The 15,147-nt window shown below is 54.7% G+C and carries 12 protein-coding genes; 7 read left to right on the plus strand and 5 right to left on the minus strand.

The annotated features are described in order from the left end of the window. Positions 1-32: 32 nt before the first annotated feature. The 4 genes from ACLHIJ_RS01800 to ACLHIJ_RS01815 all read left to right on the plus strand — a co-directional run bounded on the left by ACLHIJ_RS01800 (position 33) and on the right by ACLHIJ_RS01815 (position 4,828). The gene (locus ACLHIJ_RS01800) at positions 33-1,766 is read left to right on the plus strand and encodes a VanW family protein (protein WP_411295853.1); all 1,734 of its coding nucleotides are present in this window, start codon (positions 33-35) and stop codon (positions 1,764-1,766) included. A gap of 99 nt (positions 1,767-1,865) precedes the next feature. Beyond that, entirely contained in the window at positions 1,866-2,192 is a 327-nt protein-coding gene (fdxA, locus tag ACLHIJ_RS01805) for a ferredoxin (RefSeq protein WP_411295852.1), read from the plus strand. Between the two features lie 41 nt (positions 2,193-2,233). After that, positions 2,234-3,379, plus strand: coding sequence for a succinyldiaminopimelate transaminase (gene dapC, locus ACLHIJ_RS01810; protein ID WP_411295851.1), 1,146 nt, complete (start codon positions 2,234-2,236; stop codon positions 3,377-3,379). A 117-nt stretch (positions 3,380-3,496) separates the two neighbouring features. After that, positions 3,497-4,828, plus strand: a complete 1,332-nt coding sequence (locus tag ACLHIJ_RS01815; RefSeq protein ID WP_411295850.1) for a citrate synthase — start codon at positions 3,497-3,499, stop codon at positions 4,826-4,828. 181 nt (positions 4,829-5,009) lie between these two features. Here the strand turns inward: ACLHIJ_RS01815 and ACLHIJ_RS01820 are convergent, their stop codons facing one another. Together ACLHIJ_RS01820 and ACLHIJ_RS01825 are read right to left on the minus strand one after the other, a co-directional pair. After that, positions 5,010-5,720, minus strand: coding sequence for a Maf family protein (locus tag ACLHIJ_RS01820; protein ID WP_411295849.1), 711 nt, complete (start codon positions 5,718-5,720; stop codon positions 5,010-5,012). Positions 5,721-5,924: 204 nt separating this feature from the next. Next, positions 5,925-7,598: a DUF885 domain-containing protein gene (locus tag ACLHIJ_RS01825; RefSeq protein ID WP_411295848.1), complete on the minus strand. Its 1,674-nt coding sequence runs from the start codon at positions 7,596-7,598 to the stop codon at positions 5,925-5,927. A gap of 347 nt (positions 7,599-7,945) precedes the next feature. On the opposite strand from ACLHIJ_RS01825, the gene ACLHIJ_RS01830 reads away from it, so the two are divergent. The 3 genes from ACLHIJ_RS01830 (at position 7,946) to ACLHIJ_RS01840 (ending at position 11,165) form a co-directional block, all read left to right on the plus strand. Beyond that, positions 7,946-9,001 (plus strand): adenylate/guanylate cyclase domain-containing protein, encoded by a 1,056-nt coding sequence (locus ACLHIJ_RS01830; protein WP_411295847.1) that lies wholly within the window; start codon positions 7,946-7,948, stop codon positions 8,999-9,001. Between the two features lie 166 nt (positions 9,002-9,167). Further along, entirely contained in the window at positions 9,168-9,845 is a 678-nt protein-coding gene (locus ACLHIJ_RS01835; protein WP_411295846.1) for a response regulator transcription factor, read from the plus strand. Between the two features lie 6 nt (positions 9,846-9,851). Beyond that, on the plus strand, positions 9,852-11,165 hold the full coding sequence (locus ACLHIJ_RS01840; protein WP_411298345.1) for an ATP-binding protein: 1,314 nt from the start codon (positions 9,852-9,854) through the stop codon (positions 11,163-11,165). Between the two features lie 278 nt (positions 11,166-11,443). Here ACLHIJ_RS01840 and ACLHIJ_RS01845 read toward each other — a convergent pair whose 3' ends face one another. The 3 genes from ACLHIJ_RS01845 to ACLHIJ_RS01855 are packed head-to-tail and all read right to left on the minus strand — an operon-like array spanning position 11,444 to position 15,027. Next, on the minus strand, positions 11,444-11,920 hold the full coding sequence (locus ACLHIJ_RS01845; RefSeq protein WP_411295844.1) for a GtrA family protein: 477 nt from the start codon (positions 11,918-11,920) through the stop codon (positions 11,444-11,446). A gap of 18 nt (positions 11,921-11,938) precedes the next feature. Further along, positions 11,939-13,837, minus strand: a complete 1,899-nt coding sequence (locus ACLHIJ_RS01850; RefSeq protein WP_411298346.1) for an LCP family protein — start codon at positions 13,835-13,837, stop codon at positions 11,939-11,941. Beyond that, on the minus strand, positions 13,834-15,027 hold the full coding sequence (locus ACLHIJ_RS01855) for an LCP family protein (RefSeq protein ID WP_411295842.1): 1,194 nt from the start codon (positions 15,025-15,027) through the stop codon (positions 13,834-13,836). Before ACLHIJ_RS01855 ends, ACLHIJ_RS01850 begins: the two co-directional genes overlap by 4 nt. Positions 15,028-15,147: the final 120 nt, after the last annotated feature.

Consider the following 15,147-nt stretch of genomic DNA (forward strand, 5'->3'; position numbering starts at 1 on the left):
ATCGTAGCTGGCGATAATAAGGAGTATGCATCGTGAGTGAACTATCCGAGGCGGAAGCTGCAGTTCCGCAAGAAAACAGTTCAAATCGGCCACGGCGGAAGCGGCGTCTTAAGATCTGGCTGTTTGGCAGTTTGGCTGTTGTGATCGTTCTTGCGGGGTTGTACGTCGGTGCTGCGTATCTGTGTCGGGATCGCATTGCGGCTAATGTTTCGGTTGCCGGAGTGAACCTGGGTGGAATGACGCGTGAACAGGCCGAAAATGAGCTTCGTCAGGGATTGAGCCAAAAGTTGACGGCTCCTCGCCAGGTGGCATTTACCGGAAATGCTAAAACGGAAACGATTGATCCTGCGTCTTTTTCGCTTGCGGTTGATTATGACGCAACCTTAAATAAGCTGGTGGGTTTCTCGTTTGATCCGCGGCGGCTTTGGGCGCATGTGACTGGATCACAGAACGTGGATGCCGTTGTGACGACGGACCGTGGGCAGTTGGACGCTCAGCTTGTTCGAGTGGCTGGAACCTTTAACGTCGCTCCAGTTAATGCACAGTTAACGCTGTCTGGCGGGAATGCGACGGTTACTCCGGCTACGGACGGGGTTGAAGTCGATGTTCCAGCTTCGCGCGAGGCGATTGCTCAACAGTGGCTCACCTCGGATGGTCCGATTACCCTGCCGCAGCGAGCCGCGCAGGCAGCTATTACGACTGCCGACATGGATGAGTTCGTTCGTTCGCAGGTGACGCCGTTGTTCTCTGCTCCAGTGACGGTCAATGTTGAAAGCAAGCAGGTATCGGTTTCGCCTGAGCAGATTGCGCAAATGGTGAGCTATTCGCCGCAGGCGGATACCCCAAAGCTGGCAGTCGATCAGCAAAAATTGGGAGAGATTCTCAATCAAGCGGCGAGCGAGGTTTTGACTCCGCCGATAGACGCGAAGATCACGATTCAAAATGGCGCTCCGGTTATTACTCCTTCGCAACCGGGGAAGGTCATTGATATTGCGAAAGTCGGTAATGATTTACTGGCGGTATCGGCCAATGCGCAGCGCACGATAAATGCTGCCGTGACTGAGCAGGACGCGGCATTTAGCACGAAGATGGCTGAGTCTATGGGAATCAAGGAGGTCGTCTCGGAGATTTCCACCCCGCTGACCTCCGATTCGGTGCGAACGATTAACCTTGTTCGCGGTACTGCCGTCATTAATAACACGCTTGTTAAGCCAGGGGAGCGGTTCAATCTTGGCCAGGCGCTAGGGCCCGTTGATACGGAACATGGGTTTGTTTCCTCTGGTGTGGTTGTCAACGGGTTTAACTCTGAAGCGATGGGTGGAGGGCTTTCACAGCTATCGACCAACACCTTCAATATTGGGTATCGGGCGGGAATGGTTGACGTCGCGCATACCCCACACTCGAAGTATTTTTCTCGCTATCCGGCAGGATTAGAATCCACTCTGTGGGGCGATCAGATTCAGATGATTTGGGAGAATAACACCCCTTACGGTGCGTTGATTGAGGCGTGGGTTTCGGACGGTCAAGTTCATACTCGGCTGTGGTCAACGAAGTATTGGGACGTCAAAGTCTGGCAGGGCGAGAAGCGGAACTTTGTTAAACCGACGACCCGAGTTAATCCGGCAGCCGATTGTGAGCCGTCGGGCGCCGGTGGCGATGGCTTCACCATTACGGTGGGGCGCACCGTCTCGCTAAATGGGGCTGTGCATGAGGATTCTCAGTACACTTGGAGATACGAACCAGTTGATGCCGTCAGGTGTGGATAATAGCTCGCGGATTACCAGTAGGTAATTTCCTGACGCGGCAGCAAGGAAGAAAAATAGCTAGCCAGATTTTGATGGTGCGGCAAACAAAGGAAGGTTCTTATGACGTACATCATCGCCCAGCCCTGTGTTGATGTGAAGGATCGGGCTTGTGTGGATGCGTGTCCAGTGGATTGTATTTACGAGGGTCTGCGCAGTTTATATATCCATCCTGATGAATGTGTGGATTGCGGGGCGTGCGAGCCGGAATGTCCGGTGGAGGCAATCTATTTTGAGGATGATTTGCCGAAAGAATGGTCGGTGTACCACCAGGTCAACGAGGAATTCTTCACTGATCTGGGATCGCCGGGTGGCTCTATGATTTCTGGGCCAATTGAGCGCGATCATCCATTTATCGAGGCTTTGCCTAAAGATATTAATAAGCAGTAGTAGAGAACGGCTGATTCTGCGGGGTTGCCGGTGAGTGTGCTATGACGTTTTATCCAGATAATGTGCCGGATTTCCCGTGGGATACCCTGGCTGAGGTTCGACGCCAGGCAGCCCGTTATCCCGAGGGGGTCGTCGATTTAACGATTGGCACTCCAGTTGACGATACCCCGGCAATGATTCAGCAGGTATTGGCTCAAGCAAGCAACGCCCCTGGGTATCCGCCGGCTATCGGGATTGAACGCCTGCGCGAAGAGATTATTCGGTGGCTGGCTCGTCGGCGCGGTATTACCAGCTCAGTGGGCGTTATCCCCACCCTGGGTTCGAAAGAGCTGGTGGGGCTACTGCCAGCGCTGTTGGGTATTGCTGTGGGCAGCCGTATCGGTATTCCGGCAATTGCGTATCCGACCTATGAGGTTGGTGCGCGGCTAGCTGGCTGTGAGCCGGTGATTGTCGATACGGAAGCAGATCCGGCGAGTTGGCCGACGGATCTCGCGCTCCTATGGGTGAACTCTCCTTCGAATCCGAGTGGGCATGTGCTTGATGTGGCGCAACTGCGGGCAATTGTTGCTTGGGCGCGTGCCAATGGGGTGATTATTGCCAGCGATGAGTGCTATGCCGAGTTGTGTTGGGATGTGCCCTATTCTCCCTCGCTTTTGGCGGACGAGGTCTGTGGCGGTGATCCGAGCCAGTTACTGATGCTGTATTCGTTATCGAAGCAGTCGAATCTTGCGGGGTATCGAGCCGCGTTTATGGCCGGTGATTCACAGCTTGTTGCGGGCGTTATCGAGTTGCGCAAGCATTTGGGTTTTATGATGCCAACGCCGGTACAGCAGGCGATGGCGGTGGCGCTCGCCGATGATGAGCATGTGCGGGTGCAGCGAGAGCGGTATCGTCGCCGTCGTGAGGTGCTTTTGCAGGCGATGCCGGAAGCGGGATTGCGTCATGATCCAGATTCGGTGGCGGGTCTGTATGTGTGGGCGCGTGTGGCTCAGGCGGATTGGGCGTGTGACGGCTGGGATATTGTGCGTGCGTGTGCTCAATTAGGTATTGTCGTCGCCCCAGGTCATTTCTATGGTGATGCTGGTCGTAGCTGGGTTCGGATGTCGTTAACGGCCAGTGATATGGATATTGCGCGAGCAGCTGAACGACTGAATTTGCTTTCACACCTTTTGCAAAACGCAATTTAGATATATCTTGATTCTAAGAGAGTTTGTCATTCGCACTCGCGATATGGCTGACACTGGATATTTACTCTCCATATCTGCCGGTGGCATGTGGAGAAATAGCGCGAAAAGGAGACGCCGATGTCTGAAAACGCGACTTTGCATATTGACGGCACTGATCTTGAACTCGAACGCGTCCGTGCAGTAGAAGGCAATGACGGTTTTAAGATCAACACGATGTTGGGCCAGACGGGAACCGTAACCCTCGATCCGGGCTTCACCAACACTGCTTCATGTACCTCTGAAATTACTTATATTGACGGGGACGCGGGTGTGCTGCGCTACCGTGGCTACCCAATCGAACAGCTTGCAGAGAAATGTTCTTTCCTGGAAGTGGCCTATCTGCTGATTTACGGCGAGTTACCTGACGCGGGATCACTGTCCGCCTTTATTCGTCGGATCAAAAAGCACACGCTTCTCCATGAGGATTTCCGCAGTTTCTTCACTGCCTTCCCCTCGTCTGGTCATCCGATGTCGATTCTGCAAGCCGGTATCGCTGGTTTAGGAACCTACTATCAGGACACTCTCGATCCGAACGACGGCGAGCAGCGAGATCTGGCCTCCGTGCTGTTGATGGCTAAAGTGCCGACGATGATTGCCTACATCTCTAAGCGGGCAACCGGGCTTCCGCTACTATATCCAGATACGACGAAGTCCTATACGGAAGATTTCTTGCGTATGACTTTCGGGTTGCCGTATCAGAGTCACGACGTTGATCCGACCATCGTCAATGCGCTCGATAAGCTACTTATTTTGCATGCGGATCATGAGCAAAACTGTTCTACCTCCACTGTTCGTCTGGTCGGTTCCTCGCGGGCCTCAATCTACGCCTCGGTTGCCGCTGGTGTAGGCGCACTATCTGGCCCCTTGCATGGTGGCGCGAACGAGGCTGTCTTGCTCATGCTTGATCATGTGCGTGAATCGGGAATCAGTATTAAAGAGTTCGTTCGCCAGGTTAAGGATAAGACGAATGACGTGAAACTGATGGGCTTCGGTCATCGCGTTTACAAGAATTATGATCCGCGGGCGAAGATCGTTAAGGGCTTGGCAGACGATATCCTAGGCAAGCTCAAAGGCGATTCGGAGCTATTTGATATGGCTCGTGAGTTGGAGCAGGTCGCACTGGAGGATTCCTACTTTGTTGAGCGCCGCCTCTATCCGAACGTGGATTTCTATACGGGATTGCTCTACAAGGCAATGGGCTTCCCCACAAAGATGTTCACCCCGTTGTTTGCCCTGGGGCGTCTGCCTGGCTGGATTGCACAGTATCGCGAGCTGATTCTCGATCCGGCACAGAAGATCGGTCGCCCGCGGCAGGTGTATGTGGGCAAGGCGAGCCGAGATTGGATCTCTATGCAGGAACGCTCCAAGCAGGGGCGTCAGTTTGAAGAGGATATGGATTACATCGTCTAGTCGCTGACGCGTCACAACGTGGCATAACGTAAACGGTGGCTGTGCAATATCATTGCCGATTGCACAGCCACCGTTTACATATGTGGTTGTTACCTGCAGGTAGCCGCGCCATCGCTGGCGATATGAGCCTGTGGAGCGGTGTGCTGCTGGCGGCGCGAGGCGGCATAGTTTGCTGTATGCGTTAGGGGAGGTAGTAGGCGCGGTTATCCCAAAAATCTAGGATGGAATATCCTAGCTCGGTGAGTAAGGAGCGCAGCAGGGGGAGCGAAATCCCAACGACCCCGTGGTGATCTCCTTCGAGTCGGTCAATAAAGGGGCCGCCTAGCCCGTCAATGGTGAATGATCCGGCGACTCGTAAGGGTTCGCCGCTGGCAATGTAGGCCTCAATTTCCACATCGCTGAGTGTGCCGATGTGGACGGTGCATTGGGAGACGCCCTGAACGGTCGTGCCACTGGGAATGTCGATGAGGCAGTGCCCAGTGTAGAGTACGCCGCTGCGCCCGCTCATTGCCCGCAGGCGCTCGCGGGCAATGAGCGCCGTGGCAGGCTTGCCGACGATCTGCCCATCCATGTCGAACATCGAATCGCATCCGAGGACGACACGGGCGCCGGGTAGCTCCTCGGCGAGCTCTGGGGTTGCCGTCAATGTTTGGTAGACCTCGCGAGCTTTGGCGCTAGCGAGCGTGCAAACGACCTCCGCCGCGTGGTGGGGTGTGGGTAGCGAGTTGATGATGGTCTCCTCGTCCACGTTGGAAACGTGGACGAGGGGAGTCATGCCGGCGGCGCGCAGGGTTGCGCGCCGTGCGGGTGAGGCCGAGGCGAGCAATAACCGATAGGGAGGGGTATTGCTCGCTTCGTGAGTGGCTTCGGCTAGCTGTTCAGATGTGACCATGTGTTAATTCCAGTTACCTGTTCCGGGGCGGTTACTCTCGGGTAGGTGGCTGTAGTCAAACAGACAGCCACCTACCCGTCTAACTCGTCGGACTACAGAGAATCCGAAGTGATTACCGCCAATTGTGTTGCTGCTGTCGGGAGTGGTGGATGGCTCGTGGGAATATGCCCCGTCCCACGAGCCGTTGTACGGTTGGATGAATATTTAGGCGCGGTTTAAGGTGTCGCGCAAAATATCCAGACCAACAGATCCCACGCGCAGGGCAGACATGTGCCAATCTTTCAGGTTGAATCCAGGCTTCTTTTCCGCTTCGGCGCGCAGTTGCTTCCACAGCCGATGCCCGATCTTGTAGGCGGGAGCCTGCCCGGCCCAGCCGAGATACCGATTCAATTCGAAGCTGAGGAAGGAGTGGTCCATCGCTACGTTATCCTTGAGGAATTCCCAAGCTACGTCGCGGTTCCACGTCGGATTAATATGCTCATAACCAGCAGGGGCAGGCTTTTCCAGATGCACTCCGATATCGAGAACGACGCGAGTTGCACGCAAGCGTTCCCCGTCTAGTACGCCGAGATAGTCACCAGGATCGCTGTGATAGCCCAGCTCAGCCATTAGACCTTCAGCATAGAGTGCCCATCCTTCGCCGTGACCGGAGTTCCAGCACAGGAGGCGACGCCAATCATTGAGGCTGTCGCGAATATAGGTGGCCATGCCAAGCTGCAGGTGATGCCCAGGGACCCCTTCGTGATAGACGGTCGTCTTTTCTTGCCAGGTGTGGAATACCTCCGTGCCGTCTGGGACGGACCACCACATGCGCCCTGGGCGCGAGAAATCATCGGAAGGTCCGGTGTAGTAGATTGCTCCAGTTCCGGAGGGAGCGATCAGGCACTCAAGTTTTTGCAGTTCGGTAGGAATGTCAAAATGGGTGCCATTGAGATCGCGGATTGCCTGGTCGGAGGTTTCCTGCATCCAGCGGGTCAGCGCCTCCGTTCCGTGAATTTGCCGGTTAGGATCGGCGTCAAGCCGCTTCATTGCTTCGGGGATGCTGACGTCAGGTCCGTATAGGTCACGCACGATAGCTTCTTGGGCGTGGATAATGCGCTCAAGCTCGCCGATACCCCATTCGTAGGTTTCGTCAAGGTCAACGTGTGCGCCGGTGAATGAGTAGAGTCGGGGCGCGTAGCGTTCATATCCGAAAGCCTCGGATTCGACGGCGCTGGGGAGGATCTCGGTGCGCAAAAACTCGGCCAGTGAGCCGTAGGCGGCTTGAGCCTGACGAGAGTTTGTTTCTAGTTCCTCCGCCAATTGAGGGAACTTCTTAGCCCCTCGGGCGGCTAAGCTGGCCAATGCGGAGCTGTCGCTGGCTTTGCCTTCGGCTTGGGAAATTGCGAGCTCTACTTGTTTGCGCGCTTGTTTGGGGCCGTGTTCGCGCCGTTCAATAAGGGTTTCTTGCCATCCGCTTAACGCTGGGCCGATGTTGCCCAGGCGGCGGGCGATGAGCTGCCAATCCTCAAGGGTTTCGTCGCCCATCATGTCAAATATCTCTTGGCAGCCTTGTAGCGGGGTAGCGATGACGTTGATTTCACCAATTTCGCCATGTTCGTATTGGGAAATCTGGTATTCCAGGTCCTCGGTTAATGCGGCTTTGGTAACGCGGTCAATCTCGTCAACCGGATCGAGCGCGCTGAGGCGGGCGAGGGTGTCGCGATATACGTCGTTGTCTTTTTGTAAGCCAGCGGGGGAAAGATCCGAGAATGTTCCTTCGTCGGCGCTACCGCGACCGAGGGAGGTGACGAGTTCGGGGGAGATCGTAGTCAGAGTTTCTACGTACTGGTTAGCACATTCATCAATTGGCGTTTGAGCGCGAGATACTGTTGTCATATTGCCAGTGTAGTGCGGTGTTTGCAGGCAGCCAAAGGGGCGTGGGTATTGGGTGTTTACGCTCATGTTGGGTGCTCTAAGTGAAGCGGATAGCAAGGGAGGCGGATGTGCTTAGGTGCGCCAGATTGGAAGCGGAATAGATAAGACGGGTTTACAAGGGTGCCGTAGTGGGAGCTATCTGTGGGCGCAGGCCGTCATTTTAGTAAATGAGCTGGTCATAAGGATGATAAGTGAGTGATAATGCCCTGACGAGCTGTATGGAAAGTGGTAAAATCCCAGATCGTCATATAAAAAATTGCTTCGTATTTGCTCTTGGAAACAAGACGACAAAGCATTAAGGTATTACTGTGACCCAGAACACAACAGAATCGGGCTGTGGAGAGGATGAATTCGCTGCGTCGGCGCAACCAACCACCGTCGAACGCCATGTGAATCGCCTACTGGGCGGCCCGGCAAAATATCACCTGCGTGAGGCGGCAGAGCTAACAGGTATGGATACCGACGCCACGCGCAGATTTTGGCGTGCCATGGGATTTCCGTACATCCAAAACATTGATACGCGGCAATTTACCGAATACGACATTGACGTCATGCGTGCCCATCAGGAGATGGTCAATGAAGAAAAGATGGACGAGGATACCCAAAACTCGCTCATCCGCGCCCAATCCCATCTCGCTGATCGATTGGTGCTCTGGCAGTACGAAGCCTTAGTAGAGGACGCAGAATCGCGCTACGACCTCGATGAGGTTGCCGCTCGCTACTGGGTGCTCGATCATATCGACGAATACGAAGAATTCCTCATCTACCAGATGAAATATGCCTGGCGACGGCACCTGGCCGCCTTTGTACGTCGCTCTGAAGTTGAACTGGAAGATATGCGCGTCGATTCAGATACTATGCCGTTGACCCGTGCCCTAGGATTTGTCGATCTGGTTTCCTTCACTGATCGTTCTGGGCAGCTTTCTCCCCACCAACTCGTCGATTTCATTCAGACCTTCGAATTTACCTGCCGCGACGTCATATCCTCCTTGGGGGCACGAGTAGTCAAAATGGTAGGAGACGCCGTACTCTATATCGCTGACGATCTTGCCACCGGAGCAGAAGTCGTCTCAGGGATCGTCGATGCACTGCACAGTACCCCGAATATGCCCGAAGTGCGCGCATCATTGGTGTGGGGCGGGATCGTATCGAGATTCGGTGACGTCTTTGGGCCAAACGTCAATCTGGCCTCTCGGCTGTGCTCTGTTGCCCCTGAAGGAGCAATTCTGGTTGATCGCGGGACGGCTGAGGCACTACGAGAGCTAAACCCGCACAAATACCAAATCGTCGAATTCGTCGCGGCAGAATTACAAGGAATCGGCTACATTGAATCGGCGCGGCTCTACGTCGCCAAAGAGGAATAGCTAAAGCTATCGAAAACGCATCCACGCGAAGAAGGATGCAGCACTTGCCATCTTGCGCACCGGCTGATTTTTCTCGGAAACTGGCTAGAGATAACTCTTTCCTTACTTTTGCCACAGAGAATCATTGACTACCATGGTTGTTAGTAGCGGAAAGTGAGGCAGCAGCGTGACCAAAATTCTCCTTGTCGAAGATGACTATGCAATCTCGGCCCCGCTTGTGCGGGCATTTTCCCGAGAAGGCTACGAAGTACAGCCAGTTGAAACTGGCCAAGCGGCGCGCGAGGCGATGAGCAACCCGGTTGATCTCGTCGTGCTTGATCTCGGATTACCGGATATGGACGGCCTAGATGTTGCCCGTGCCGCGCGGGCAGAAGGAAAAACCTTTCCGATTCTCATCCTGACTGCACGTTCAGAAGAAGTAGATATGGTCGTCGGGCTCGATGCCGGCGCTGACGATTACGTGACGAAACCATTTAGGCTCGCTGAATTACTTGCCCGCGTGCGGGCCCTGCTGCGGCGCTCCCGAACCCAAGAAGGAGACTCACAGATTCTCACCGCCCAAGACGTATCCGTCGATATTGACGCGCATCGCGCCTACGCTGGAGGAAACGAACTGCAATTAACGGGCAAGGAATTTGAGTTATTGACGGCCCTACTGCGCGAAGCTGGCAGCGTCGTCAGCCGAGAACAGCTCATGCGTCAAGTATGGGACACAGAATCTGATACCTCCACGAAGAAATTGGATATGCATATCTCCTGGCTGCGTCGCAAACTCGGCGATGACGTCAACGCCCCGCACTACATCACCACAGTGCGCGGGATGGGATTCCGTTTCGAGGTGTAGGCAGCAGTGCGTCGGCGGGCAATCGTCATGACCACAACGGCAGTAGCCGTGGCGGTACTTATTCTGGGGATTCCCGGCGCAATATTTGCAATGTCACTCAGTTGGCATCAGACGCAATCAGAACTCAACGATCGGGCTATCTCTGTTGCCAGTGTCGTCGATCGGCTTGATAAAGAACAGACCCATATCACCGCTCGTCTGCTCGACCGTATGACAGAGCAAAGCCGAGAAGACCTGTATATCGAAGTCGAATACCCAGATACTGTGGTCGTAGTTTCCGGTGAAAACCCCGGAGAACAATCGCTACATGCAGAAGTATTCAGTGCAACCGGAGCAGTTGTCTGCGTCGCCTTACCCCGTGCCGTACTCATACGCTCAATGGTGTGGATGGGAATAATGGCATTAGGGCTAATCACCTTAGCTTTTGCGGTAGGTGTGCTCGTGGCGCTGCGGCAATCTCGGAAAATCTCGGCACCGCTGATATATCTCGCTGCCGCTGCCGAACAACTGGGCGCAGGAAAAGTGCGCCCACACATTAAAAAATCTGGGATTGAAGAAATTGACCTGGTGAACGCGGAGATCTCCCGAACGGCAGAACGTATGGCCGGGCGTCTTGCAGCAGAACGCCAATTTGCTGCCGATGCCGCCCACCAGTTGCGCACACCCCTGGCGGCCCTGTCAATGCGAATCGAAGAGATTGAATACCTAAGTGATGACCCAGCAATTGCAGAGGAAGTTCACAAGAGCTTAGAGCAGATAGACCGGCTCACCGGCGTCGTTGACGAACTGATGGCAACCTCGCAGTCAGAAGCAGGCGGCACAACCGAGGCAGTCTCCGTCAGCCGGCTATTCGCCCGTCAAGACGATGAATGGAAGAAAGCCTTTAGCCGTGCCGGGCGCAACCTGGTATTCGATGCGGCAGACGTAGGGGCAGTACTGGCAACGCCCGGATCACTCGCCCAAATCCTTGCCACATTGATCGAAAATTCCTTGAAATACGGGGACGGAACAACTACCGTGCGGGCATTGCGCGCAGGAAAGACCGCCATGCTCAAAGTCAGCGATGAAGGTCGCGGCATTGACGCAGAGCAAGACGAAGACATTTTTGAAAAGGGATACTCTACGGGCGGATCAACCGGAATTGGTCTTGCAGTAGCCCGAGAACTCGCTGAGATTGATGGTGGTCGTCTGGAATTGACGCGCCGCACCCCAGCAGAATTCACTCTGACTGTGGCGGCGGTGCCCATCTCATTCGACCCAGATCGCATTTTGCCGCAGGGCGCAGTGCTGACGGTGGGAGCGCGGCGCACCCGACGCTAGCGGAATAACCACGAAGGAATACTCGCTACTGTGCAACAGAGGCAGCCAGCCGGAGCTATTTACGGCTGGTGAAGAAGCGCTCCATTTTCACAAGCTGATAGGTGAAATAGACGGGTGCCGCAAGCCATACCGGTGATAAAAGCCACTGAATGTTGCTCGTGAGCGTGATAGTGAGTCACAGCGATAGTCGCTTAGGAAAACGTGGCAAAGCTGAAGCAAAAATGCGAATGTGCCGATCATACTGGCATGCCGAAACTGGTCTGCGTGCTCCCAGCGGATTATCGGGCAAGGCGCTTAGTGAATATCAGGTAGCGATAACACAGATACCGAAAGATCGTTCCGAAAAACAATCCGACAATATTGGCAGAGATATTGTCAGCAAGTGGCGTTGTCAGGTGGAGAACATAGCGAGACACTGCCAAACATCCGAGCGCAATGAGTAAGCCGGCAATATTGACGAGGAAAAACAAAGCGAACTCTGTGTGTGCCGGTTTATCGGAGCGGGATCGGAACGTCCAGGCGCGGTTCGCCAGCCAGGAGAAGATGATCGATATGATGACGGAGATCGTCTTTGCGGTCATCGGAGGATCGCCGGGTAGGTGTATCCGATGCGAATATGCCAATAGGTTGAACAGTCCAACATCGACCACATAGCTGCCCAATCCAATAAGGCAGAACTGGGTGAACTCCCACAGCCATTGGCGGTTAGTTTGCCCGCGCGCCAGACGTGAAAGACGCAATGTGAACCGAGGCATAAGCAGAATCAGCGCAGATTAAAAGGACGCGAATTCGTCAGCGCGAACTGTTCCATCGCGAACATCTGCCCAGAATTGTTCTGCCTGTGGAGCGAGAAGCACTGTGGATTGCCCATTGCTTAACACGTACGACAGATCAGCAATCGGAGGAGCGCCAGATAAACCATCGGGGCCAATAGCCTCGCGCAGTGCAAGCCCCGCTTTTGCAACGGTCATAAGTGAAGCGTCATTATCCACTGTCAGGACGCCCGCGGCAGCCCCCACAAGCTCGCGTTGCTTTCCAGGATTGAAGAACAGCCCAGGAGAGAGCGCGGCGTCAATAATTTTGGCAACCACTTGGCGTTGACGTTGATTGCGGCCAATATCCCCGAGCGGATCAGAGTAGCGCATACGTGAGAACGCCAGTGCAGTTTTTCCGTCTGCGTCATGGCATCCAGCCGACCACTGCAAACCAGAAAGCTCGTCATTAACGTCGTAATCTAAGCACAGATTGATTCCTCCGACGGAATCCGCCAGGGAGGATACGCCGTCCATGCCGATCAAAATGAAATGGTCAATTGTCAATCCGGTTAAGGATTCGACCGTCTTGACCAAATATTCAGGACCGCCATAGGCATACGCGGCATTCAGTTTGCCCATATCCTGCGAATCGGCATAGGTGACGAGGGTGTCACGTGGCAACGAGACGAGAACCGTCGGACCAGATTCGGGCTTATGCAAAAGCATGATCGTATCGGCCCGCATGCCAGTTGTGCCATCATTGACAGCGGCATCGCGCTGATCTGATCCAGCGATGAGATACGTTGTTCCCGGGGTATCTGGTGCGTTTGATAGCGCGGCAACGTGATGTAGATGTGAGTTACCGTAGCGGTACAGATAGATTCCCCAGCTAACGGTTGCAATGACGAATACGAGAAGAACCGTCAGCGTGATCTTAAGAGCCCGGAATCGGCGACGAGGCCGTGGGCGTACCGGCTGTGGTGCACTGTGATCGGGGTTGGATTCCGAAAAATCAGGTGAAGTAGAGGAGAATAGCGCGGCTCCTGAAGCTGGCCCGTGAGCATTATGCGACGGTGGATAGCTGACGGGTGTGCTGCCGGCTTGTGAGTGTGCGTAGCTTCCGCTTGCCGCCCCGCTGTGCCTAAAGGGAGAGGTGCGCGGGGGGATAGCGCGGGGAGGATTTTCTGGTGAATAGGCCGGCGGATAGGCTGAGGAAGACGAAGGCGCTGAATTATTGCGCCCCTGTGGAGTGAAAGATGGGGGTTGACTCGTAGGAAGATCTGAGCGTCGGTACACTGCAGTATGCTCCGGCGTGCTGGAGGAGGAAACACCTGAACGCTGACCAGATAACATAGACCGACGGATCGGGCTTTGCGGGCGCTGATTCTGGGCGGGATTCTCGAATCGCTGCGAGCTGCTCTGCGAACGCATAGCGCCATTATCGCGTGAGACGCGAGGTGCGCTCTGTTCATTCCCGCGCGAATCATTGCGATGGAAACGGGCAGGATCTCCAGTGCCGTGTGGATCGCGTGCAGAACGGATAACAGGCGGTTGGGCTTGTTGGGATTGCGCCCGCGTATGACTGCGCGCGGCGTTATTGCGCGGCAGGTTTGTGCCTATTATGCGCGGAGAAGAGACTGAATTTGCCTGCGATTGGGGATGGTCTGCGGAGCGCTCTGAGCGGTTGGGGTGCTGTGAGCGCCCTGAGCGTGAGAAAAGAGACGAGCCATGTGAGCCGGTGCCCGCCGAGGCAGATGACGCTGAGCGTCGAGAAGCTGGAGGCTGAGGGCGAGAGACAGGCGCAGAAGCGTTCGGTGAATCCTGGCGCGGTGAATCTTGACGCCCCACGGATTGAGCGCCATCACCGGATGGTCGTGGTCGACGTTTACGGGGCTCAAAAGATGGAGGCTGATTCATCGCGGCTCTTTCAAGGTGCTACCGATAGACTGAGTAAACTCATTCAGCTCGGCTTCTGTGCCGTTAATAATTGGGCTTTGCCCGTTAATATCTGTTGTTTCAGGAAGCGGCTTATCTTGGGCGAGGGCCTGCCAAACTTTTTCCGCTTCTGGCGTCGGTGCAACTCGGTTGCCATCTGCTGCTGGCCCATACGGCATAGTGATGAAGTTGAGATCGTCAATCTTTAGCCCGCGCAGCGAATATAGCAAACCACCGAGGAAAGTAATATCTCCCATGCCGTCGGAAGTATCGAGATTCTCTGTGACGTTGTGCAGAACGCGGTACAAACTCGGCAGGTCAGAAGCTAAATTCATATCAAAAACTTTTTTCGCAATCGCTTCGAGGAGCTGATGCTGACGGGTAATGCGTTGCAGATCAGAGCCATTGCCGATTTCTTTACGTGCGCGAGCAATCGCAAGCGCCTGATCCCCGTTGAGGGTGTGGCAGCCCTTGCTTAAATCCAGCCCGGCAGCGTCATCATGCAGATCTTCTGAGAAACACATATCGACTCCGCCGAGGGTGTTGACAACCTGTTTGAAGGTAGCAAAATTGACGACAATAAAGCCGTCGATAAATACGTTCGTCAGTTTTTCCACCGTGCGGATCGTGCAGGCCGCGGCAGCGCCGACGTCATCGCTTTGCCCGCCGATAGCGAATGCGGCATTGAACATGGTGTCATACTGCGGGGAGGTTACTTTCCCGTTGGGTAAGGTACATGAGGGAATATCTACCAGGGTGTCGCGCGGAATAGACACGATATCGACTCGGGAGCGGTTTGCAGAAATATGCATAATCATTGCGGTATCGGAGCGCATGCCTGATACTTCGCCAGCCGCACCAGCACCGTCAATATCGGCAGCACCTTCGCGCACATCGGAACCGAGCAGCAAAATATTTAGCGGTTTGCCCGCTTGCTGATCGGATGGAGCAGCAACCGTGGGGCGTTCACTGCTGGTTAGATATGATTCCACTTGATGTTCAGTGATAGATGATTGCAGACCGTGATACAGCATGCCTACTGCTGTTCCGACGCTCAACGTCACCGCTAAGACGCATAAGAGAAAGATGCGCAGGAATCGACGTGGGCGCCGCGCGGCGTGACCGTGACGGACGGCGCGATGTGATCGTGCAGAGGCTGCATTTTTGGTCATACCCTCGATCTTAGTTGCCCTATCGCTCAGGGGTGAGAAGCAAGGTAGGAGTGCGTTGCGATTAACGTTTGTCGATATACTGCTAGGGGTTGTTGCGATTATTCATTGAATGTGATGGGG

Origin of the sequence: Trueperella sp. LYQ141 (assembly GCF_046599555.1) — a bacterium.
GTDB lineage: Bacteria > Actinomycetota > Actinomycetes > Actinomycetales > Actinomycetaceae > Trueperella.